Annotated in this window: 21 protein-coding genes; 8 read left to right on the top strand and 13 right to left on the bottom strand. The window is 44.5% G+C overall.

Annotated elements, in window-relative coordinates; translation table 11 throughout:
• Positions 1–231: 231 nt before the first annotated feature.
• The 6 genes from rfbC to hpsE (H6F74_RS14625) form a co-directional block, all read right to left on the bottom strand.
• A complete protein-coding gene (gene rfbC / locus H6F74_RS14650) occupies positions 232–777 on the bottom strand; it encodes a dTDP-4-dehydrorhamnose 3,5-epimerase (protein ID WP_190442341.1) in 546 nt (181 codons plus the stop codon).
• A gap of 204 nt (positions 778–981) precedes the next feature.
• A complete protein-coding gene (locus tag H6F74_RS14645; protein ID WP_190419524.1) occupies positions 982–2,007 on the bottom strand; it encodes an SDR family oxidoreductase in 1,026 nt (341 codons plus the stop codon).
• 11 nt (positions 2,008–2,018) lie between these two features.
• A complete protein-coding gene (gene lhgO / locus H6F74_RS14640) occupies positions 2,019–3,233 on the bottom strand; it encodes an L-2-hydroxyglutarate oxidase (protein ID WP_190442339.1) in 1,215 nt (404 codons plus the stop codon).
• Between the two features lie 121 nt (positions 3,234–3,354).
• Positions 3,355–4,128 carry a glucose-1-phosphate cytidylyltransferase gene (rfbF, locus tag H6F74_RS14635; protein ID WP_190442337.1) on the bottom strand — a complete coding sequence of 258 codons (774 nt, stop codon included), beginning with the start codon at positions 4,126–4,128 and terminating at the stop codon, positions 3,355–3,357.
• 575 nt (positions 4,129–4,703) lie between these two features.
• Positions 4,704–5,663: a glycosyltransferase family 2 protein gene (locus tag H6F74_RS14630; RefSeq protein ID WP_190442336.1), complete on the bottom strand. Its 960-nt coding sequence runs from the start codon at positions 5,661–5,663 to the stop codon at positions 4,704–4,706.
• Between the two features lie 89 nt (positions 5,664–5,752).
• A complete protein-coding gene (hpsE, locus tag H6F74_RS14625) occupies positions 5,753–6,697 on the bottom strand; it encodes a hormogonium polysaccharide biosynthesis glycosyltransferase HpsE (protein WP_190442335.1) in 945 nt (314 codons plus the stop codon).
• A 309-nt stretch (positions 6,698–7,006) separates the two neighbouring features.
• Between hpsE (H6F74_RS14625) and H6F74_RS14620 the strand changes: the two genes are divergently transcribed.
• A complete protein-coding gene (locus H6F74_RS14620; RefSeq protein WP_190442333.1) occupies positions 7,007–7,330 on the top strand; it encodes a hypothetical protein in 324 nt (107 codons plus the stop codon).
• Here H6F74_RS14620 and hpsE (H6F74_RS14615) read toward each other — a convergent pair.
• Both hpsE (H6F74_RS14615) and H6F74_RS14610 read right to left on the bottom strand, forming a co-directional pair.
• Positions 7,269–8,315, bottom strand: a complete 1,047-nt coding sequence (hpsE, locus tag H6F74_RS14615; RefSeq protein ID WP_190442331.1) for a hormogonium polysaccharide biosynthesis glycosyltransferase HpsE — start codon at positions 8,313–8,315, stop codon at positions 7,269–7,271. The genes H6F74_RS14620 and hpsE (H6F74_RS14615) overlap by 62 nt on opposite strands.
• A 656-nt stretch (positions 8,316–8,971) precedes the next feature.
• Positions 8,972–10,444, bottom strand: a complete 1,473-nt coding sequence (locus H6F74_RS14610; RefSeq protein ID WP_190442330.1) for a leucyl aminopeptidase — start codon at positions 10,442–10,444, stop codon at positions 8,972–8,974.
• 196 nt (positions 10,445–10,640) lie between these two features.
• Between H6F74_RS14610 and H6F74_RS14605 the strand changes: the two genes are divergently transcribed.
• Complete coding sequence (locus tag H6F74_RS14605; RefSeq protein WP_190442327.1) at positions 10,641–12,848, top strand: transglycosylase SLT domain-containing protein; 2,208 nt, start codon at positions 10,641–10,643, stop codon at positions 12,846–12,848.
• A 575-nt stretch (positions 12,849–13,423) separates the two neighbouring features.
• Here H6F74_RS14605 and H6F74_RS14600 read toward each other — a convergent pair.
• Positions 13,424–13,585, bottom strand: coding sequence for a hypothetical protein (locus H6F74_RS14600; RefSeq protein WP_190442319.1), 162 nt, complete (start codon positions 13,583–13,585; stop codon positions 13,424–13,426).
• A gap of 263 nt (positions 13,586–13,848) precedes the next feature.
• Here H6F74_RS14600 and H6F74_RS14595 point away from each other — a divergent pair, with 263 nt between their 5' ends.
• Both H6F74_RS14595 and tatC read left to right on the top strand, forming a co-directional pair.
• Positions 13,849–16,101, top strand: coding sequence for a transglycosylase SLT domain-containing protein (locus H6F74_RS14595; protein WP_190442315.1), 2,253 nt, complete (start codon positions 13,849–13,851; stop codon positions 16,099–16,101).
• Between the two features lie 115 nt (positions 16,102–16,216).
• A complete protein-coding gene (gene tatC / locus H6F74_RS14590; protein WP_190442306.1) occupies positions 16,217–17,005 on the top strand; it encodes a twin-arginine translocase subunit TatC in 789 nt (262 codons plus the stop codon).
• A gap of 23 nt (positions 17,006–17,028) precedes the next feature.
• Here tatC and H6F74_RS14585 read toward each other — a convergent pair whose 3' ends face one another.
• The gene (locus H6F74_RS14585) at positions 17,029–17,337 is read right to left on the bottom strand and encodes a DUF3067 family protein (protein WP_190419498.1); all 309 of its coding nucleotides are present in this window, start codon (positions 17,335–17,337) and stop codon (positions 17,029–17,031) included.
• Positions 17,338–17,575: 238 nt separating this feature from the next.
• On the opposite strand from H6F74_RS14585, the gene petC reads away from it, so the two are divergent.
• Together petC and petA are read left to right on the top strand one after the other, a co-directional pair.
• A complete protein-coding gene (gene petC / locus H6F74_RS14580) occupies positions 17,576–18,115 on the top strand; it encodes a cytochrome b6-f complex iron-sulfur subunit (protein ID WP_190442304.1) in 540 nt (179 codons plus the stop codon).
• 96 nt (positions 18,116–18,211) lie between these two features.
• The gene (petA, locus tag H6F74_RS14575; RefSeq protein ID WP_190442302.1) at positions 18,212–19,201 is read left to right on the top strand and encodes a cytochrome f; all 990 of its coding nucleotides are present in this window, start codon (positions 18,212–18,214) and stop codon (positions 19,199–19,201) included.
• A gap of 166 nt (positions 19,202–19,367) precedes the next feature.
• Here petA and fabD read toward each other — a convergent pair whose 3' ends face one another.
• The gene (gene fabD, locus H6F74_RS14570) at positions 19,368–20,312 is read right to left on the bottom strand and encodes an ACP S-malonyltransferase (RefSeq protein ID WP_190442300.1); all 945 of its coding nucleotides are present in this window, start codon (positions 20,310–20,312) and stop codon (positions 19,368–19,370) included.
• A 323-nt stretch (positions 20,313–20,635) separates the two neighbouring features.
• On the opposite strand from fabD, the gene H6F74_RS14565 reads away from it, so the two are divergent.
• Positions 20,636–22,015 (top strand): CHAT domain-containing protein, encoded by a 1,380-nt coding sequence (locus H6F74_RS14565; protein WP_190442298.1) that lies wholly within the window; start codon positions 20,636–20,638, stop codon positions 22,013–22,015.
• A gap of 34 nt (positions 22,016–22,049) precedes the next feature.
• Here the strand turns inward: H6F74_RS14565 and H6F74_RS29375 are convergent, their stop codons facing one another.
• Together H6F74_RS29375 and H6F74_RS30555 are read right to left on the bottom strand one after the other, a co-directional pair.
• Positions 22,050–22,196, bottom strand: coding sequence for a hypothetical protein (locus H6F74_RS29375; RefSeq protein WP_199301240.1), 147 nt, complete (start codon positions 22,194–22,196; stop codon positions 22,050–22,052).
• 26 nt (positions 22,197–22,222) lie between these two features.
• Positions 22,223–22,357, bottom strand: coding sequence for a hypothetical protein (locus tag H6F74_RS30555; RefSeq protein WP_277875803.1), 135 nt, complete (start codon positions 22,355–22,357; stop codon positions 22,223–22,225).
• 244 nt (positions 22,358–22,601) lie between these two features.
• Between H6F74_RS30555 and H6F74_RS14555 the strand changes: the two genes are divergently transcribed.
• Positions 22,602–23,378 carry a Uma2 family endonuclease gene (locus H6F74_RS14555; RefSeq protein ID WP_190442296.1) on the top strand — a complete coding sequence of 259 codons (777 nt, stop codon included), beginning with the start codon at positions 22,602–22,604 and terminating at the stop codon, positions 23,376–23,378.
• The last annotated feature ends 169 nt before the right edge of the window (positions 23,379–23,547 follow it).

Below are 23,547 nucleotides of genomic sequence, written 5' to 3'. Positions count from 1 at the left end.
TACACTGCCAATAATTAATGTGTGTTGGGACAGGCTTACCAGGTTTTAAGTCGCGGAAGCGTTCAAGAATGTAAGAAAGAAGGGCGTTACCCTCAGACGGTTTATCTGGCTTGAGCGAAACGACGGTTAACCTTTTGATACGATTTCTGACTTTGGTTACAGCAAAAGAGGTGTAAAACCCTATGCAGCCTAGTAGAAACTTAACCTGCGATCGCTACTCGCCACTCATCGCTAAACTCCTAGAGGAATCGATTGTAGTAAGGGCCAAGCTGCATCTTTGACAGAAATTTCGCTCACAGGTAAAGGCCATTCAATTCCCAAAACAGGATCATCATAGTGTAGACCCCGCTCATAACCTGGAGTATAAAACTCACCCACTTGATACGTCACTTCAGCTGCATCTGTAAGCGTTTGATAGCCGTGAGCAAACATTTCTGGTACGTACAAAGCCCGACGATTTTCGGCAGTCAATTCTACACCAATATGTAAAAGATATGTAGGGGAATTAGGACGCATATCCACTATCACATCATAAATTGCTCCCTGAGTACAGCGAATCAATTTGGTTTCAGTCGCGGGAGCGATTTGATAGTGCATACCCCGCAGCGTTCCTTTCTTGTGGTTAAAAGACAAGTTGCATTGAGCCACAGTTGGCTTTAACCCGTGTTCTTGAAATTCTTCCATGCAGAAAGTACGAGCGAAAAACCCTCGATCATCGGGGCGTTGCTCTAAGTCAATAATGAATGCACCTTTGAGCTTCGTTTCTGTAAATTTCATCGTATACAATCCAACTAAATCAAGTGTTTACGGACGACCGAGCATCGCTTAACTAGGATATATTTTAGGCAAAAGTAGTTATAATTCTTTCCTTTGCCTAAAACTTAAACCCCATTTTGTTTTGAACTTACAATTCAAATCTTGGAATACTTGGTGGTAGATGCCAATAAAAATTTGGCATAATTTTAGTGAAAAAAGCCTTGCTTACTTTTTCCAGAAGAAATCTCGATCTATTTGCTGAGTGCGAATCAGATATTCGAGCTGTTTTAACCGAGTGAAGCCTCTAAATAAGAAAATGTCTTCTGTCATATCAATTTGCTTGAACAAATCGTATAACTGCTTGGCTCCGAGTTCGGCATTCCATTCACATTTGAATCCGGGTAGGGTAGTATTAATTTTCTCAAAAGAAACGCGATAACTGCGATTATCTGAACCGCTTTCTCCAAAGCTTAATTTGCATCCTTCAAAGACATCAGCGATAATTTCTGCAATTTGTTTCACTCGATAATTTTGAGCAGTGTCGCCTACGTTGAAGATTTGGTTGTGAACAATGTCTCGTGGAGATTCCAGGGTGCAAACAATTGCCTTGCAGATGTCAAGGGCGTGAACCAACGGTCGCCAAGGTGTCCCGTCGCTGGTCATCTTGATTTCTTTAGTTGTCCAAGCCAGTCCTGCAAGGTTATTTAAAACAATATCAAAACGCATTCTGGGAGAGGCACCAAAAGCGGTGGCATTCCGCATAAAGGTGGGGGAAAAATCATCATCAGCTAGGGGTTGGACATCCCGTTCTACGAATGTTTTACATTCTGCATAGGCTGTTTGAGGATTGACGGGAGATTCTTCGGTGACATCGCCTTCAGTAGCAACGCCATAAACACTGCAAGATGACATATAAACGAAGCGACGCACGCCTGCTGATTTAGCTAAATTAGCAAGGCGAACTGAACCTTTGTGGTTAATGTCGTAGGTGATGTTAGGTGAGAGTTGTCCGGCGGGGTCGTTAGAGAGTTCAGCCATGTGAACAATTGCCTCTACACCCTGTAAATCTTCTTCGGTAATCTGCCGCAAATCTTTGTTCAGGGTTTTGGCAGTTAGGTCGGTGGCGTTATAGAGCCAGCCTACTTTGTAGAAGCCTGTATCTAAGCCGATAACTTCATGTCCGCGTTGCATCAAGAGAGGGGCTAATAATGAGCCAAGATAGCCTTCGGTTCCAGTGACAAATATTTTCATTGCTGCTAATCCTATACGCTGATTGCTGATTGTAGATGCTGCGGTTGGGGAAGTTGTTCGACAATTGCTTTGCCGATTTCAATTGAAGAAGTCGCAGCTGGGGAAGGAGCGTTGCAAACGTGGACGGAGTTGTTACCTTTGACTATCAAAAAGTCGTCTACTAGCTTGCCATCGTTCATTAAAGCTTGAGCGCGAACTCCGGCGTGGGTGGGAACAAGATCGGCCGCTTGGACTTCAGGAATTAGCTTTTGCAAACTGCGGACAAAGGCGGCTTTGCTGAAGGAGCGAATTATTTCTTGGATGCCTTCGTCGGCGTGTTTGGCTGCTAGTTTCCAGAAGCCGGGGTAGGTCATGACTTCAGCAAAGTCTCGTAGGTCAAAGTCGGTTTTTTTGTAGCCTTCGCGTTTGAGGCTCAAGACCGCGTTTGGCCCTGCGTGGACACTGCCATCAATCATTTTTGTGAAGTGGACGCCCAGGAAGGGGAAGTCTGGGTTGGGAACTGGATAAATTAGGGTTTTGACAAGATAGCGTTTTTCTGGAACCAGTTCGTAGTATTCCCCTCGGAAGGGGACGATTTTGGCTTGGGGATCGACTTGGGAAAGTTTGGCAATGCGATCGCTATGCAGTCCAGCACAGTTTATCGTGCAGCGCGTCTCATAGATACCATTGTTGGTTTCAATTACCTGAGTATCGCCTTTTCCAATAATTTTTTCAACTTTGGTATTTAGACGAAGCTCTCCACCCTGCAACTCGATCAACTCAGCGTATTTCTGAGCCACCTGCTTATAGTCGGCAATTCCAGTTGTATAAACTCGAATTCCCGCCACACAGTTGACATGAGGTTCAATTTCTTTGACTTCTGAAGCGCTAATCTTAGTAACTTTCAGTCCGTTTTCTAAGCCGCGTTTGTAAAGATTCTCTAACCGCGGCAGTTCCTTTTCTTCTGTCGCAACGATTACCTTGCCGCAAATTTCATGAGCAATGTCATGCTCTTGGCAGAATTCCACCATTGAGCGACAACCATCTCGGCAAAACTTAGCTTTGAAACTCCCTGGCTTGTAGTAAATGCCAGAGTGGATAACACCGCTGTTATTGCCAGTCTGGTGATATGCCCATTTGCTTTCTTTTTCCAGCACTACAATGCGGGCGTTTGGATAGCGTTTGCCCAATGCCATGCCAGTCGAAAGACCAACAATTCCCCCCCCGATGATTGCAAAGTCATACATGGTATTTTGCACCTGAAACTAAAATGATTTAGAACTATTTAAGAAGTTATAAAGTTTCAGGTATGAGTCACAAATACCTTGAGCGCTCTTAACTTCCAACTCCTCACCCCTAACTATCTTTCTACCACACCTTCCAAGGTGCTTTATCACTTTTCCAAAGTTCTTCAAGATAGGTTTTATCGCGTAAAGTATCCATCGGCTGCCAAAAACCAGGATGTTTGTAAGCAGCGAGTTGTCCAGAGTCAGCTAGTTTTTCTAATGGCTCTTTTTCCCAAACTGTGGAGTCGCCTGCAATGTAGTCAATTACTTCTGGCTCCAGAACAAAATAACCACCATTTATCCAGGCTCCCTCTCCATCTTGCTTTTCTCTGAAGCTGATGATTTTATCTTGTTCTTCTCCCAGAGAAAGCGCTCCAAAGCGTCCAGCCGGACGGGTTGCGGTCAATGTTCCTAAAGTCTTTTGTTCTTTGTGAAACTCAACTAATTCTTTAATATTTACACTGCTGACACCATCTCCATAAGTGAAGCAGAAGGTTTCATTGCCAATATGCTCTCTTACTCGCTTCAGCCGTCCACCAGTCATGGAGTTTTCACCCGTATCTACCAATGTGACTCGCCAAGGTTCAGCATATCCACTATGAACATTCATTTGGTTAAACCGCATATCAAAAGTGACATCGGACATATGCAAGAAGTAGTTGGCAAAATACTCCTTGATTATGTAACCTTTATAACCGCAGCAGATGATGAAGTCATTAATCCCATAGGCAGCGTATGTCTTCATAATATGCCACAGTATGGGTCTACCACCGATTTCAACCATAGGTTTTGGTTTAATAGTGGTTTCTTCACTTAAACGAGTACCAAGTCCTCCAGCTAGTATCACTGCTTTCATGTATCACCTCATATTTCTCAGGGTTATCTCTGACTTTCGATAGATACACTAGCCCCCCAATTGTCTGAGTAAGGTGTGAGGTTAGTTTTCCATGTCACAATTCTAGTGGAAACTCTATAAATGACTGTAAAAATAACGTAAACTACCTACGTATAAATGTGAAGACTTGAAAAAGTTTTTGTAAATACCCTGATATTTTCCTGAATAATATAGTTGTACTTGTAAGTATAATCTCTCATTCTAAAGAAACCCTTGAGAGCGAACTAAGCATCATTGGTCTTGAAGTATCGATATTTACTTAAGTGTACTGAAGCGTTTTTAAGCACATTTTTGCTGCGTACAAGTTATAGGCTTTATTTTTGAGAAGCTAGATACAAATCCCCCTTCGCTACCCTTATTAAGGGAGAAATGTGACCCAGCCCTTCAGATAGCCGACTTCTTAAAGAAGTCGGCTATCTCGCCTTCACAAATCATTTAGGACTGCTATAGCATAACCAAAAGTAATTAGTAGTACCTTCATAGGTACGCCGCGCTTACTAATGAGTAGCACAATGGTTGAAATAGCTAGTTTTGAACTATTTTTGGGCAAAAATTTTCTTTTTTATCAGGCTTCTAGCTCGTCTTGCTTCTCGGCCCACACGTTGCATTAAACTTGGAGTTGTACTGCCGTAATAATATCTTTCTAAAACAAGGCTATCAGATTGGGAATCCCGCAAAATAAAATTGGGATGTTTGAGCGGAAATGACATGGCTTCAACAGACATATTAGCCCGCCAATCATAAATATCTCTGGTATGCGTTGATGTTAAACCAAAGCCAATATTAGAAACTAGATTAACATTAGGCACAACATACAATGCCTGTTGCAACCAGCAGGAAAGTACCCATTGATAATCCCAAGTATCTTTACGGTTTTCGTGGACAGATTGAAATACGTTACTCCACCAATTTACAGCACGAGAATCTGATAATATATCCATCAACCATCCCTGATCTCGGACTTCTGGCCAGAGCTTCATTTCCAAATCCATATGTTGCCATGCTCGTCGCCAAGATGCCCATCCCCACAAATTAGGGTAGCGAGAATAATAGTAGCTGTAATCTGTCCGAGCGCTTCCCTTAAGGAAATTACTGCCGCTAATTCCCATAATTTTCGGCTCATATCGGTAATATTCGAGAATTTCTTCACAGAACCGAAAGAAACTGGGATGAGGTACGCAGTCATCTTCTAAGATAATTGCCTCTTCTACATTCTCGAATATCCAGTTTAAGCCACTGTAAATGCGATCTTTAGCGCTAAGAAAAGTATCAGAGTAATTTTTTAGAACTTCGCAGTCCCAATCAACACCTTCAATAATTGCACGAGCAGCTGCATTTAGTTCAGCTTGGTCTGGTTTGTTAGCTGGGGGAATATTAGAGATTACTAACAGCTTGGGTGGTTTTGCTTGACGGATTGCTTCAAATACCTTTTCGGTGGTATCGGGGCGCTTGAAGATGAAAATAGCAACTGGTGTTTTTGGGTGCCAATTCACCATTACGTACTCCTCTGCGATCACGTGTTTGTTAGCGTTGATTTAAGCAACCTTAAATGTCTTTTAAAATTACTTAATTCTTGATATATAGCTTACCTTCTGCGTTCCCTCTCAAATCTAGCTTTTAAAAAGTAAAAAGGACTGAGTAAGCTACTTAAGAAAAAAGCCATTTCGCAGGCAGCAACTAGATCATTTTTTACCTGCCATCGATACTTGATTAAATGCAGAGTAGCTCGGCGTAGGTTGCCCAGCATAATCCTTGCTATAACAATTGGTTTTTGCCAATTGTTAGTATTAATCATCCGCAGTTGACAGATAGAAAAACCAGTTGTACGAATTAAGGAAAGGAGATAATCTTTTTCTAACCGCGATTTTGGTATCAGATGATAAATGTGCATCGTGGGGTTATACCAAATTTCCCAACCTCCTCTATGCAAGTGCAGCGATATTTCAAAATCATTACCTCCTCTACCCTGACGAATCAGGCGAGTAGGAACATTTTCAAGCCATGCCTGTTTGCGAATAACTAATCCTGCTCCTGGTGGCAAGCTTAAAGTTTCTGGCTCATATAGATTAGGTTTAGCTCCCCGTTCCTTAATTGCTAAAAAAGATTGAATTCTCTCAAAGTTTTTAGGTGGACTGACTTCAAAATTACCGTGAATTTGCCCGCCATAAGCACCTGCTTTTGGATGTTCTTGCCCAAATAAATAAGCTGCTGCTACCCAGTCAGAGGCGGGTAACGTGTCATCATCTAAAAAACCAACGAAGGTGCCTTTAGCTTCCTCAACTGCCCGTTGTCTGGCGAAGGATAGCCCTTGTTGCGCCTCAAAACAATACCTCAGCGGATAGGGTTGATGATGCCAGTTAGCTTGATAATCTTGAACAACTTCTTTTGTATTGTCATTACTGTTATTATCAACAACGATAATTTCCCAGGAGAAGTGTGCGGTGTTGATTTGTTCGCGCAGTTGCTCTATTACCTTGGTTAAACGGCTTTCCCCGTTGTATGTAGGGATGGCTACTGTGAAGTCAACCATAATTTTTTGCTTATGTTGCGTGTACCCTGTTAAATACCTTGTACAACCTTCTAATGTTATAACCGAATAAATAGCAGTTGAGAAGAATAAAGCTTATGCTTGCCAAAAGTTTAGATAAATTTAATCGAGCCCCTGCCGAACTGGTTTACCGAGTAGAACTTGTAAAACATTAGTGGCAATCTACCGCCACTTTCAGCCCAGTATATGGCAATTGTCGATACTCTCAGGTAGCAAGGAACTTGTGTCACCTTTTTAGATGCTCTCTTCAGTTCCAATACATCAAGACTTCTGAAGGCAGCAGAAAATCTAGTGCCAGAACTACCAACATCTTCCTATAAAAAAGATAGAAAATACGCGCTTGCTAGTCCAAATCAAATTATGAACCACCCAGATATTTTTCTCTGGGAGCTTGAAGAAAGATTCCTTAACATTGTCGAAAATTATATTGGCGTTCCGGTTGCTTATCATGGTGTATCTGTTCGTAGAGATATGCTAGACGGAGAGCAGGTAGGTACTAGGCAATGGCATATAGATATAGAAGATCGCCGTATGGTAAAAGTCATTGTTTATTTTAATGATGTGAATGATGAGGGGGGACCATATCATCTGACAGTGAGGGCAAGAAATTCATAGTTTCTTTAAACTCCAATATTTTAGCTTGTCCAATTTTTAAATATCTATTTTTCAAAAGGAAAAAAGGACTAATCAAGCTAGATAACAGGAACTCGCGTTCGCAAGCCACAATTATATCGCTGTTAATTGTGTCTTTGCCTTTGTGTTTAATCAAATGAATTATCAACCTACGGAGGTCATTTAGCAGGTAAACGGGAACCGCCAAAGGTCGCTGCCAATTCTTCAAACCGAGCAGCCGAATGTGATACCGACTCAAACCTATGCAGCGAATTAAAGAAAGTAGATAATCTTTTTCTAAACGCCACCTAGGAATTTTATGCTGTACGTGCATTTCGGGGTTGTACCAGATTTCCCAACCTGCTAGCTGGATATGCAGTACGGCTTCTAAATCTTCGCTGGCTAACTTAGCTTCTCGACCTTTGTGATTGAGAACTAGGTGCTTGGGAACGTTAGCAAGCCAAGCTTTTCTGCGGACAACTAAGCCAGCACCAGGCGGTAAAAGCTTTTTGTCAGGTTCGTAGCGATTTGATGAAGATCCTCGCTCCACTAATGCGAAAAAACAAGCGATTTTCTGAAAATTCTCTGGCGGCTCTACTTCAAAGAAGCCTTGGACTTGGCTACCGTAGGCTCCCGCCTCTGGGTGTGCTTGACCAAACGCATAAGCTGCGGCAACCCAGTTGAAGTCCGGCAAGTTATCATCATCAAGAAAGCCAATGAATTCTCCTTGAGCTTCTTCCACAGCCCGTTGTCGCGCAAAGGCTGCCCCTTGCTCGGTTTCTAAATAATACTTTAAGGGAATGCTTGCTTGCCAGTTGGATTGATACTCTTGAACAACCTTCGCTGTATGGTCGGTGCTGTTGTTATCGATAACGATGATTTCCCAGGAAAATTGTTCTGTATTGAGCTGTTCTTGCAGTAGATGCAGAACTTCAGGTAAACGATCTCCACCGTTGTACGTTGGGATGGCTACTGTAAAGTTAACCATGATTTGTTCTTGAGATTAGGGATGGTTTGTGTACGGTTTGATGTTCTGGTAAACCTAATTTCCAAACCGACGCTGTGTAAGATTTTTCTCTACAGTGGTGTTTCTAAAGAATATTTTTTAGCTTGCCTTTACTGTAGCATCACACTAAGTATTTTCCCTTATATTACTTACGTTGTGAACGCCGAGCAACTGCGAATGTGCGGAACACCCTTTTTGTAGCTGCCAGTTAAATCAGGGAATTAAGTAATTATAGTATCATCTCAGAGTTTGTACGCAAACTACCGAAAGCAAAACTTAATTAAAATCACTAACTGGCAATTTTGCCTCACTTTTTACTGAATCTTTGTAATGTCTTCTTTTTGCTACTGAGATTATAAAATTTAGATGAAGCTAACTTGGTTCTCTAGAAACAAAGCCAAGACTTTATGGAGTATAAAAACATACAAAATAAAAATCATCCCCAAAGGCAATCGCATTTAGCGGTAGTGATATTCAATGCTCAAAGCCTTGTACGGTAGGAGGTGAAAGTGGATTTATCACTACTTCTATACCACTACCCATTTAGTTTTGTAGGGAAGGGAGCTAAAGAAGGAAAAATGCAAAAAATGAATTGTTTACTTTTTCCTTTTTAGTCCCCAATCCCCAATCCCCAATCCCTAATTCAGTACCCAGTTCACCAAAGTACGAACGCCGTAACCCGTAGCACCAGCATTGTTAACGCCGTTTTCCTTATCCGCCCAAACCGGGCCGGCAATGTCCAAGTGCGCCCAAGCAGTTTCCTTGACGAACTCCTTCAGGAATAAAGCCGCAGTAATCGAACCACCTGGACGAGGGCCAGTATTCTTCATATCGGCAATCTGCGACTTGAGTCCTTCAAAGTATTTCTCTTCCATAGGCATCCGCCACAGCTTTTCCCCAGCCATTTCCGAAGCCTTCAGCAACTCGTTGGCAACTGCATCGTCGGGACTCCACAACCCAGCAATATCGTCGCCCAGTGCAATTACGCAAGCACCTGTAAGTGTAGCTAAGTCAACAATAGCGTCAACGCCCAACTTTTCCGTAAATACCAGTGCATCCGCCAAAGTTAATCGACCTTCGGCATCGGTATTGTTAACTTCAATCGTTTTGCCGTTGGAAGCTTTGAGGACATCGCCTGGGTGCATAGCGTGACCGCTAATCATATTCTCAGTCACAGCTGAGATAAAGTGGACTTCCACATCTGGCTTCAGTTGACCGATAGCCTTAGCAGCGCCAAGCGTGGCGGCACCACCACCCATATCCATCTTCATAGTCTCGATGCCGCTTCCAGCACCTTTAATGTTAAGACCACCAGAATCGAAGGTAAGACCTTTGCCGACAATTGCCAATTTCCGGCGGGGCGTTCCTTCTGGTTTGTAGGTAAGGTGGATGAACTTGGGGGGCATATCAGAAGCTTTCGCAACAGCTAAAAATGCCCCCATGCCAAGCTGTTCGCACTCTTGTTGTTCCAAAATTTCTAATTGTAGACCGTGTTCTGCTGCGATCGCTTGTGCAGTTTCGGCCATAGTTATCGGCGTACACTCATTCGCTGGTGCTGCTACCAGTTCCCGCGCCAGAATCACGCCATCAGCGATCGCTTTAGCGCGATTAATTGCCGACTCTTGACCGGGCAACGAGAGTAAATCAACACGTTCTATCTGCACATCTTTGTCTTCCGGCTCAGACTTAAACCGATTATCCTTATGTAGAGCTAGGAGAATGCCTTGCGCGATCGCACTCGCACTCGCCTCTGCATCCTCATTCCACAGTGGCAGACTAACCCCCAGAGTTTTGCACTTTTCCTTTCTCGCTAACCGGGCAACAACAGCACCAGCCCGCCGCCAACTTTCCAGCTTTAAAGCCTCTGGTTTACCCAATCCCACCAACATGATTTTGCGGATAGGGCTATTTGCACCAACGCGAGTTACAGCGCTACTGCCTTCTTTTCCCTTAAATTCCGTCTCTTCAATCAATTCCTTGATAGTCCCGGCGAGTTTTTCGTCCAGCGCCGCCAAATCGCCCGTTATCTCTAATCCGTCCTCAAATAGCCCAACAGCGAGGGCATCCCCAGACCAGTCCAAACGTGGCGTATCAGTCGATCGAAATTCCATTCCTGTGTTCTGCTGATTGTTTACCTGTATTAGATACCAGTATCGATCAAAATCAAAAGCCAGGTTTTTGTAACGTTGCCTTACAAGGTTGCCCCAAGTCAGCTAATTTTTCCCCAGAGTATCAGCTAACTCGGAAACTTTGATTAAAATGCTAGAGTCTCAGGGAATTTGATTCAGACGTGGCGGAAAAGAAGCGATGTTGAAGCAGCGGAAAACCCAAATTTCTCTGGCTGTAGGGGCAGGGTTACTTGCCTTGGTAGCTGGGGCAACTCTGTCAGTACCACAATTGACCAGTTTGTTAGGGAAATTGATGGTTAATATTCAGCCTCAGGAGCAGTCAAGCCAGAATCAGGGGAGCCAATCTGCTCCTTCGGTTTTGCCATTAGCGTCGCTCCCGGCGGCGCAGCGGGAAGCACAACTCGAAGCGATCGCCTCCAGCAATCAATCCATCGAGCGTAACCGCGCTCGTTATCTTTTGGCTAGCGATTTGATTGACTCTAAGCAAGGGAAAAAGGCGCTCAAGCTGCTGGAAGGATTAGAGTTAGACTATCCAGTTATGGCACCCTATATTGCCCTAAAACGCGCTCAAGCTTACGAAGTTGCTGGTGACACTCAAGCGCAGACGACTAGGCAGAATTTAGTCAAACAGTATCCCGACTCACCAGCAGCAGCCGAAGCGCTGTATGTGTTGGGTAAAAAGAATCCGAAATATTGGGACAGTGCGATCGCATCCTTCCCCAGCCATCCCCGCACCCTGGAAATTGTGCGTACTAGGTTGAGCAAAAATCCCAATCAGCCGCAGTTGCTCTTAATGCTAGTAAAATACGCTGGGAAGGAGCCGGGAATTTTTGCCGTACAAGATCGGCTAGTTAGTCTGGATGCTGCTGCCAAGAAACAAGGCACAACCCTGCTAAAACCCGAAGATTGGGAAGCGATCGCATTTAACTACTGGGAAAACCGCAGTTATGAAAAAGCCAGCATCGCCTATGCTCGCGCACCCCAAACTGCCCGTAACGCTTATCGCACCGCCAGAGGACTACAACTTTCCGGCAAAACACCAGAAGCCAGAATTGCCTACTCATCCTTAATCTCTAAATTCCCCGATGCCGAAGAAACTGGACTCGGCTTACGGCGTTTGGCAGAATTAGTCAAACCCCTAGAAGCATTACCCTACCTAGATCGCGTTATCAGCAACTTTCCCGACGAAGCAGGTGAAGCACTCCTGGCCAAGTCCAAAATCCTCGAAGAACTGGGAAGCTCTCAATCAGCCTCCGACGCGAGGCAATTGATGCTAACTAAATATGCCAGTTCTGATATATCAGCAGAATATCGGTGGAAAGTAGCTCAACAACAGGCACAGCTAGGAGATTTCCGGGAAGCCTGGAAATGGGCGCAACCCATCACAATCAACAATCCCGATAACATTTTGGCTCCCAGAGCTGGCTTTTGGGTCGGCAAATGGGCAACTAAGTTGGGGCGACAGCAGGAAGCGAAAGCAGCTTTTGAACACGTACTAGCTAAGTATCCCCAATCGTACTATGCGTGGCGTTCTGCCGTCTTATTAGGCTGGGATGTGGGAGACTTTACCACCGTGCGTCAGTTGTCCCCGGAAGTGGTGCGACCCATCGAACACCCAGTCCTACCTGCTGGCTCCGAAAAGTTAAAAGAATTGTACCAGCTAGGTCAACACCGGGATGCTTGGATGCTTTGGCAAGCCGAATTCCAAAACCGGATGCAGCCCACCGTTGCCGAACAATTTACCGAAGGCATCATGCAGCTAGGATTAGGCAACTACCTGAAGGGCATCTCTTATGTTTCTACTCTCGAAGACCGCGAAACGCCCGCAGAACTAGAGGAATACAAAGCTTTCAGGAAACAATCCGTTTACTGGCACAGTCTCTATCCTTTCCCATATCTGGAAATTATCGAAAGCTGGTCGCAACAGCGTCAGCTCAATCCTCTACTCGTAACAGCTTTAATTCGTCAGGAGTCACGGTTTGAAAGTAAAATCCGTTCTGTTGCTGGTGCCGTTGGTTTAATGCAAGTGATGCCAGGAACAGGTAAGTGGGTTGCCGAAAAAATTGGAATTAAGCAATTTAATACGGAAAATCCCAACGATAACGTAAAATTGGGAACTTGGTTTCTTGACTTTACCCACAAGGAATATAACAACAACTCCATGTTAGCCGTTGCTAGTTACAATGCAGGCCCTGGTAATGTCTCGAAATGGCTCAAGCAAAAAGGGTCTATCGATCCAGATGAATTTGTGGAAGAAATACCTTTTGATGAAACAAAGGGTTATGTCAGACAAGTTTTTGGTAACTATTGGAATTATCTGAGGTTGTATAATCCAGAAGTTTCTAAGTTAGTAGAAAAACACTCAGGCGTTCAGATACTGCGCTAAACAATTAAAGATTAAAAATTCAAGGGCGAATGTAGGGACACGGTAATACCATGTCCCTATTTTTCGGTTAGTCCTGTGAAGCTCCAAGCTCCCCCAATAAGGTTTAAAAAGGGGCTTTTAGGAGTGTCACCCTCATTTTCCTAGAGTACAGGTGCGTCCATCGCGAAGCTAGAGGGATCAGCGCTTAACCGTACAGTATTGTTTGCCTACAGCATGACACTTTCTTAAAAGTCACACATCACGTAACCATAGACTTTAATCTGTGGTAATTTATCGATTCTGGCAAAAGCTGTTATTCTTAATTTTTTTTAACAAGAAATTTAGGATGACACCACTTTTGACAGAGGCTTGTTACCAAAATTTTGCCTATGTCAGTTTAATGCAATGTTTTGTAATCGGTTTCTCACTTAAATCGATTATCCTGGTTTAAAGAGTGTTCCATGCCTTCGGCTATGTGCCAGCAGCCGTAGCACAGAGGTCATTAATTCACATTTGCCAGCTAATTTATAGCGTTCTGCACTTGTGTTTTTTGGCTGATTGTGCATAAAAAGCTGCTAAACAAGTACAAGCTATTCTTATTCAGAGTCTGAGGTTTTTCCAATCCACAGGATGATTTTGCGAATAGGGCTATCGACACCCAGCCGCATTATGGCATTGCGGACTTGTTGGGCTTTAAATTTAGTTTCTGGAATCAGTTCCTGCAAGGTACTACTGAGGTTTTCAGGCAGCTGTGTCACATTTCCGGTCAATTCTACCGCCTTTTTTTACAATCCAATTGCTAGGGTATCTCCCCAGAAAAATCAAACGCGGCGGAGCAGTCGCGTTAAATTTCAGCGTTTTGTTAATCAAGGATATTTGTGAGTGTTAGTCAGCGATCGCATAATCGCAAAAAAGCTCACCTTGGAGGTAAGAGGCCTGGTTCAAAGCTTGACAAAGGGATAGCACTAACAACCACCGAATCCCAAAAAAGAGAGATGGATGTCCGTCGCACGGAGGTTATATGAGAAGGTCACGTCCTATTTTTGCCCGGAAAAACTCGCGTCTGGTTTTTTCGCGAGCCAACCAATCAAAAAGGAAAAATCAAGTCGTCCTGGCTGCCGTTGCGGGATTAAGTGCCTTGGTGATTGGCACAACCATGTTACCCAAGAAGTATAGCGGCTGGCTGGAGGGGTTGGTTACTTGGGTTCCTTTCCAGGTGCAGAACAGCTTGTTAATGCGGGAAAATGACAACTCAGCTGTTGCCAGCTTAGTATCGCTACCAGCAAAAGAGCGGACATCGCAACTAGAAGCGATCGCTAACGGAAAATTATCTCTCGACCGCAGTCGCGCCCGTTATCTGTTGGCTAGCGATGCGATTGCTGCAAAGCAAGGTGAAAAGGCACTCTCCCACTTAAAAGCCCTAGAGCGTCAATATCCGGTTTTATCCGGACATATTCTCCTCAAACGAGCGCAAGCTTACGAACTTACTGGCGACAAAGGTAAAGCCAAACAAACTTGGGAAGAGTTGGCACGCTCTTCTAAAGAACCCGTGGCAGCTGAAGCTTTATATGTACTAGGAAAGACGGATCAAGAATATTGGCAGCAAGCAATTGAGAAATTCGAGAGCCATCCTCGCACCCTGGAAATAGCACGGTCTTTGCTCAAAGAAAATCCCAATCAGCCGGAATTGATGCTGTTGCTGGCAAGATACGCCTTTGACACACCCTCAATTACCTCCGTGCTAGACAGGTTAGTTGGTTATCCGGACGCGATCAAGCCGGAAGACTGGGAAGCGATCGCTCTAGCCTACTGGGGAAACCGGAAATACGGTCAAGCCAGCGCCGCTTATGCTAATGCGCCTCGCACACCCAAGAACGCCTACCTCGCCGCTAGGGGACTCCAGCTAGCCGAGAAGAAACCACAAGCAGTCCGCGCCTATAAACAAATGGTGCAGGACTTCCCCAAAGCCGAAGAAACCGCAACAGCTCTGATCCAAATTGCCAAAATGGGCCCCACGATAGAAGCGGTACCTTATCTCGACCAAGTTATTAATCAGTTCCCCGATCGAGCTGGCGAAGCACTGGTATTAGAAGCTTCCGTTTTGGATAGTCTCAAAAGTTCCGAGGGAGCCGCCGAAGCTCGTCAAACCTTACTAACCAAATATGGCGATTCCGATGCAGCCGCCCAATATCGCTGGAAAATGGCTCAAAGTAGGGCAAGAGCTAAAGATTACCAAAGCGCCTGGAAATGGGCAAAACAAATTGCCGCCGAAAATTCTGATAGCGAGTTAGGTCGTCAAGCCACCTTTTGGTCAGGTAAATGGGCTAAAAAGCTAGGAAAACAGCAGGAGGCGAAACAGGCTTTTGAGCAGGTGGTAACTAAGTACCCCCAGTCTTACTATGCGTGGCGGTCTGCTGTGCATCTGGGCTGGGATGCGGGAGATTTTTCCACAGTACGCAAGCTAGATCCTAAAGTAAATTGGCCTACCAAGCGACCAGTTCTACCTGTAGGTTCTGCGACTTTACAAGAACTCTACCAGCTGGGTCAAGACAAAGATGCTTGGACACTCTGGCAAGCGGAATACAAAAACCGGGTCAAGCCAAGTGTGGCAGAACAATTTACCGATGGTTTAATTAGACTCGCCAAAGGCGATCGCCTTCAAGGAATCTCTAAAATATCTAGTCTGGAAGACCGCGAAACACCTGAAGAACAAGCCCAGTACGAAACTTTACGGCAACAGAAGGCTTACTGGCAAGCTCTCTATCCCTTGCCTTATATCGAAACTATTGAAACTTGGTCTTCCAAGCATCAACTCAATCCTCTGCTCGTCCTCTCTGTGATCCGCCAAGAGTCAAGGTTTGAGCCAAAAATTCGTTCTTCTGCTGGTGCGATGGGCTTGATGCAGATAATACCAGTAACAGGTAAATCGGTTGCCGAAAAAATGGGAGTTAAGCAATATAAACTTGACAACCCCAAAGACAATATCAAATTAGGCACCTGGGCTTTGGATGAAATGCACGATCGCTACAAGAATAATTCCCTCTACGCGATCGCTAGTTACAATGCTGGTTCCACTAATATATCGAAGTGGCTGGGCGAAAGAAGTTTCAGCGATCCAGACGAATTTGTGGAAAATATCCCCTTTGAAGAAACCCAAGGCTACGTCAAAAACGTGTTTGGCAACTACTGGAACTACCTGCGCCTGTACAATCCAGAAGTTTCCAACCAAGTAGCAAAATACGCCGATGGTCAGCCAACCGCGCTAAAAAAATAAAAAATCGGGACTGGGTTAGCATCTTCTCAATCACGGTTTTCCCCATTTTTTAATCACCCAGACAGCAAGACATAGATAAAATAGTCAACAAATACTGAAACCAACCCCTTGACCGATGACGCTTCCTTCCGAAGTCGATACCGCACTCCCGCCAGACTTAGAATTGGCAACTTCACCCGAAGATGAATATCTCGATGAACTCCCTGCTGACGTCGAAATGTCCCTGTTTGACCATCTGGAAGAGTTGCGGCGGCGGATTTTCTATGCGCTGATTGCTGTTGTTGTTGGTGTTGCAGGTTGTTTCCTGTTTGTCAAGCAAATCGTCCGCTTATTGGAAATCCCGGCGCAGGGAGTTAAGTTTCTCCAACTTGCACCAGGAGAATACTTTTTTGTCTCTATCAAAGTCGCTGGTTACAGTGGCTTGCTAGTCGCCAGTCCTTTTATCCTCTACCAGATTATCCAGTTTGTTCTACCAGGGCTAACTCGCCGCGAAAGTCGCTTAATAGGGCCAGTTGTCTTGGGGTCAAGCTTTCTGTTTGCGACTGGTCTGTTTTTCGCTTATGTAGCACTTATTCCAGCGGCGTTGAATTTTTTCATCAGCTACGGTGCAGATGTCGTAGAACAACTATGGTCAATTGACAAGTATTTTGAGTTTGTGCTGCTGTTGATGTTTAGCACTGGCTTGGCGTTTCAAATTCCCATAATCCAGCTATTGTTGGGCTTTTTGGGAATTGTCACTTCAGCGCAAATGTTTTCTGGCTGGCGGCTGGTGATTCTGGGAGCAACTGTATTGGGTGCGGTGCTGACACCTTCCACCGACCCGCTTACCCAAAGTCTTCTCGCTGGTGCGGTGCTGGGTCTTTACTTCGGCGGTATCGGTTTGGTAAAGCTGTTAGGGCGCTAAGATATTTTCTCGTTCCCAGTTTCTCAGAGTATCCATTCGGAAGCGCGATCGCCCAAATCTAGGGGAATGCTTACCGCTTTGCCTAGACGAGGGCGATCGCGTGTCTGTTCAATATACTCCTGCACCGTTGATGCTCCACCCCAAGCATGGAGATAACCAGCGACAGTCTCCAGGTGCGCTATGTACTCCGCCTCTGAAAGCGGAAAAGACACCTGCTCTAAATATTTCCACATCACCTGAACAAAAATCTTGTTCTGAACCCGCCTAATCTGGATATCGTATGAGCGTCCCCACTTGGAAAGCAGCAGTTGCTGAAGGTCTTGTCCTGTCATAATTTTTTATTGTTATAAATTTTATTCACATATCGTCATAAAGGAAGCGGTTCTTAAAATTATGATACGGTGCAAAAGAATGTAATAATACCCTAAGCAAGGCTGTAAACCTTTCCACAAAAGGGTTTGTGGCGGCCCTGAGTAGTGGTTGTTTGATATACATTTATTAGTCAGGGTTTAACAAATTCGGGGATATTTCCCCAAATTGTTTACATAGCTATACACTGAAGACGAAATCATGGCTCAAATTTCTGGATCAGCAGACGTTCCCGATATGGGACGTCGCCAATTTATGAACTTGTTAACTTTTGGTGCCATTACAGGAACAGCACTGGGCGCACTATATCCGGTTGTCAAGTATTTTATCCCGCCGTCGAGCGGTACAGGAGGCGGTGGTCTAACTGCTAAGGATGCCATCGGCAACGACATCATTGTGAGCGACTTTTTGGCGAATCACAATCCGGGCGATCGCAGCTTAGTTCAGGGCTTCAGAGGCGACCCCACCTACATTGTGGTGACAGAAGACAAACAAATCGAGAATTACGGTTTAAACGCTGTCTGCACCCACTTAGGCTGCGTAGTTCCCTGGAACTCCGGCGAAAACAGGTTTATTTGTCCCTGTCATGGTTCCCAGTATGACAACACTGGCAAAGTAGTCCGGGGCCCAGCACCTCTGTCCTTGGGACTGGTTCACGCCGCAGTCGTTGAAGACAAAGTTACTTTAACACCCTGGACGGAAACGGACTTCCGTACTGGCGAAAACCCGTGGTGGACATAGGGATTTTAGATTTTAGATTTCAGACTCAATCTAAAATCCACCCATCCACGCATCCAAAATTGTTTGAAATTGACACTTCCTACCCCTCCTTAATAGATGAGAAAAGCTTCTTTTGCGGCGATGTGTAAATTAGGCAAGCGGGTAATTGCTAAAAGCATCCTGGTGGCGATCGCCACCCTATCATTATTCTTCGCAAGCGATCGCGTCCTTCCCCAGTCAGCTAGCGCCTACCCCTTCTGGGCGCAGCAAACCTATCCGGAAACCCCCCGCGAACCCACCGGGCGGATCGTCTGCGCCAACTGTCACCTTGGTGCGAAATCCACCAAAGTTGAAGTTCCTCAATCAGTTCTGCCAGACACCGTATTTGAAGCCGTAGTCAAAATCCCCTACGACACCAACATACAGCAAGTGCAAGGTGATGGCAGCAAAGGCCCCCTGAACGTGGGTGCCGTATTGATGTTGCCCGAAGGCTTTAAGATTGCCCCAGAAGACAGAATTCCCGAAGAAATGAAGGAAAAAGTCGGGGAACTTTACTTCCAATCCTACAACGAAGACAAAGAAAACATCGTTATCGTTGGCCCTATCTCCGGCGATCAATACCAGGAAATTGTCTTCCCAGTTCTTTCTCCCAACCCAGAAACCGAAAAAGGAGTTTACTTCGGTAAATACTCCATTCATGTCGGCGGAAACCGGGGACGGGGACAAGTTTACCCGACTGGTGAAAAGAGCAACAACGCCGTCTATAACGCTTCTGTAGCTGGTAGAATCACCTCTATTGCCCAAGCAGAAGAAGGCGGCTCCCAAGTCACGATTCAGCCAGCAGAAGGCAATGCCGTTGTTGAGACAATTCCCGCAGGCCCCGATCTAGCCGTTTCCGAAGGGCAAGAAGTCAAAGCAGGCGAAGCTTTAACTAACAATCCTAACGTCGGTGGATTTGGTCAAGTAGACACCGAAATCGTCTTGCAAAGCCCCACCCGCGTCAAGTGGTTGATGGCATTCATCTTCGCCATCATGCTGTCTCAAGTCATGCTAGTGCTGAAGAAGAAGCAAGTAGAAAAAGTGCAAGCCGCAGAAATGAATTTCTAGTTTCTGTGCTGAATAATTGCGTGTAGGACAGGCATAATGCCTGTCTTTTTTTTATTGGGCTTCTAGTTCTTGCCAGTTGGCTATTTTTTGGTCGGGTGAGAGTAAAAGAGCGATCGCAACGAGTAGCCGCTAAACTTAGAGAATTAAATATTGACCCAAATCCTCTCTAGAAACACACCAGCGGCTTATGAACGCGCTGACAGCCGAAACTATATAATTCGCTTTCGCTAGTAACATTGGCCAATGCAAAGCCGAGGCGAGCAGAAACATTATCATGTAATTCTGCACGCTTAATCAAATTTGTCAATACTTGGGTTGAACCAATTTCCACCACCCGTTTTACACCTTCTGCTGCTAATTGCAGGGTGATTTCTCGCCAGCGAACCGCACCAGTCATTTGCCGACCCAGACGTTCTTTCAAAACTGTGGCATCAACTGCTGGCAAGGGTTCTACATTCGATAAAACAGGAATTTCGGCTGTCTGAAACTCAATAGAATCTAACGCTTGCTGGAACGCGAAGGCAGCTGTCGCCATGAACGCAGAATGAAAAGCACCAGAAAGCTTCAGGGGAACTACACGCTTCGCCTCTACCTGGGATAACACCAAGGCTACAGCTGCTGGAGATCCAGAGATTACCAATTGGTCTAAATTATCACTAGCTAGTTCTACATTAGGAGTTTGCTGGATTTGTTGTTCCAGAAGAATGCGATCGCATCCGATCAACACAGCCATCATCCCACTCGGAGCCTTATCCATCAACTCGGCGCGGCGCTTAATCAGGCGTAACCCCGATTCAAAATCATACACTCCCGCAGCATACAGCGCGATGTACTCGCCCATACTGTAGCCTGCCACAAAATCGGGTTGGTGTCCCTGCTCCTTCATCAAGTCAGCAAGAATACTCGACACAACATAAATGCAAGGTTGGGTGTAGAAAGTCCGCGATAGCATTGTTTCGTTGCTTTGGCAGACTTCCAAAACCGACCAGCCTAAAATTTCCTCTGCCAGCTTAAACTTGGCTTTAGCAGCAGGTATCTTTACTAAATCCAGCCCCATCCCTATCCTTTGGGAACCCTGACCTGGAAATACCCATGCAGTCTTTATAGCCATTCTTTCCAAAAAGATAAGGGGTTACTTTTTTGTAAAACAATAATGCAGCCTTTCATTCCAGAAGAGAAAACTAAAGGCTAGTTCTTGAATATAAAACTTTTGACAGGTTACAGATTTTTTAAGTTCCGCACTACCCGATCCACTCAAAACAAGAACCTCTGCGTACTTTGCTTTAAAACCTTTCTCCCCTTTCTAGACAGAAGATACCTCTCAAGAGGGTTGGCAATATCCCCAAAACAAGCTGATATTCAAGCTAACACCATCAATGAACGGCATCGCCTAGTAGAGCAACTTCTATGTAACTCAACATCAGTGAGGTGTTTATGAAATCAGTAGTAAGTAGCATTGGCGTTAGCTTGGCAGGATTATACATCATAGGAAGCGTCAGCAGAGAACCCATACTGGAAGTTGCGATCGCTTCCACTCCTAACCCCATCTCCATAGCCCAAGCTGCTAAACCCTCAAAAGTAGAAATCGCCCTTGACGAAAGCAACTTAACTGAGGCGGTGCCGCAAATCGAGACAACTTGGGAAAAGCAATATGAGGATTATTTTCGGGTAGCTTTCCCCGACAAGTCAATAACAGCTAAGGATGTCGCCAATACTTTAGACCGAATCAGCAAGCAAACCGGGGAAAACACTGCCCTGATTTACGTATTTCCCCGCGAACAACAACTAGAACTCGTGTTGATTACTCCAAAAGGTAAACCAATTCACAAGCGAATTCTAGCAGCTAAGCGCGAAGTTTTACTGAAAACAGTTAAAGACTTCCGAAAGAATATTGTCAATCACTCAATCCAAGGTAGTAAAGACTATTTTCCAGCAGCCCGGCGGCTTCATCAGTGGATTATTGCGCCACTGGAAGCAGACTTAGAAACTAATAACATAGACAGCTTAATTTTTTGCATGGGTGTTGGCTTACGCACTATGCCATTGGCAGCATTTCATGATGGGCAAAAGTTTCTCATAGAAAAATATAGCATTGGACGCATCCCTGCTTTCAAACTGACAGATACCAGATACGCTGATATCAAAAATTCCCCAGTTTTGGCAATGGGTGCGTCAATATTTAAGGAACAAGAACCATTACCTGCTGTGCCAGTGGAGTTATCTGCTATTACACAAAAGCTGCGGCGGGGTAAATCCTTTCTCAACCAAAAATTTACTCTGAATAATTTGCAGTCGCAACGCGCTTTGCAGCCTTTTAAAATTATTCACCTAGCGACTCATGCTGACTTCCTACCGGGAGTTCCCAGCAACTCCTACGTTCAGTTTTGGAACGAAAAACTGCGGTTGAATCAAATGAAGCACTTAAGCTGGAACAACCCACCAGTAGAACTGTTGGTGTTAAGTGCCTGTAGAACAGCTTTAGGTGATAAAGATGCAGAGTTAGGCTTTGCGGGGTTAGCGGTTAACAGCGGCGTAAAATCAGCTTTAGCTAGTCTGTGGTATGTATCAGATGAAGGAACTTTGGGACTGATGACAGAGTTTTATCGGCATCTGACTACTGCGCCTATTAAAGCAGAAGCGTTGCGGCAAGCCCAGATAGCAATGTTGAAAGGGCAGGTACGCATAGAAAATGGTCAGTTGCACTCTCCGAGAGGAAATATATCTCTACCGCCAGAACTGGCAGGACTTGGGAATCAAAATTTATCGCATCCCTACTATTGGGCAGCTTTTACAATAGTTGGTAGCCCGTGGTAAGAAAGGCAATCAGATAAGTAGGTTGGTTTTCGGTTTATTTTATTACCTCACTTAAACCTACTTGATATTCTTCTTTATTCAGAGCATACATAACCACTTTTTGCTCCGATGTTTTTATATTTGGAAGTTGACTTTCTTTAAAAATAAAGTCTTTTTCAAACTTTAAACCAACCTTTTCCATGACTTTTATGGATGTTTTATTATCTGCTAATGCTCAAGCAGCCACTCTGTTGACCACCATTGGGCAAAACCATTTAACACCAATTCTTGAGATACTTCAGTTGCGTAGCCTTTACCCCAAGTAGATTTAAGCAACCGATTACCAAGTGCAATTTCATCCATTAATGAAGCGTATAACTTCAGGATTGCTATTTAATTCAAATAAATTGCCAGCATCATTTTCATTAAACTGACGTAAAATTAATCTTTTCGTTTCAAGAATATTTTTCATAACCTACCTCTATAACTAAAAAATAAGATTTAAAAAAGATCATGCTTTTTATTGGTTTGCAACGTTCTATGGAGAAATACTGCACGCTCAGACAAGTTGATATAAATTGGAGATAGCCTTAGTTGAGGGATAGAGATGACAACAACAGTCTCGCTGGAAGAATATATCCCAATCCAGATTGAGTATCCAGATGAGGACGGTAAGCCGATGGCGGAAGGTGATGTGCAGTGTAATTACTTAATTTATGCTCGGAGTGCGCTGCGAATTTATTTTCAAAATCGTCCTGATGTATACGTCGCTGGCAATTTATTTATTTACTATGAAAAAGGTAATCCGGAGTCAGTTGTTGCACCGGACACATTTGTCGTCTTTGGAGTAGAAAACAAGGAACGCCGTACTTTCAAAACTTGGGAAGAAAACAATAAAACGCCTGATTTCGTGTTGGAGATAACTTCAAAAACTACCCGCGCCAAAGATCAAGGTGCAAAAAAAGGAATTTACGCTTTTTTGGGAGTAAGTGAGTATTATCAATACGATCCTACAGGGGATTATCTCAATCCCCAAATCCAGGGTTTACGCTTAGTTGAAGGTAATTATTTGCCAGTAGCAACAACAACTTTACCGGATGGAACAGTGTCGTTAACCAGTGAAGTTTTGAAGCTGGAGTTGCGGCTGGAATCTGGAGAACTACACTTTTACGAGCCAGCAACAGATAAAAAACTCCTTACCCATAATGAGGAAGCAGCAGCACGACAGCAAGCAGAAGATGCACGACAACAAGCAGAAGATGCACGACAACAAGCAGAAGATGCACGACAGCAAGCAGAAGATGCACGACAGCAAGCAGAGGAAAAAGCCCAGCGATTAGCCGCTAAACTCAGAGAGTTAAATATTGATCCAGACACTCTCTAAAAATAAAGTGGGCTTGCCAAATCTAATAAAAAAGCCCCCCGGAATTCGGGGGGTTGCAGGGTGGTTTCATGTTAGCCAGAGAAAAACCTGGTGAACCTGATTGGCAAGATCGCGGATACAATCGGGAACAGTGCGACAGCCTAAACGACGGGCTAAAGTAATCAGAAAC

Source organism: Trichocoleus sp. FACHB-90 (genome assembly GCF_014695505.1).
GTDB classification, from domain to species: Bacteria; Cyanobacteriota; Cyanobacteriia; order Cyanobacteriales; family FACHB-T130; genus Funiculus; species Funiculus sociatus.
Note: the sequence above shows the minus strand (reverse complement) of the source record. Positions and strands in the feature narration are given on the sequence as shown.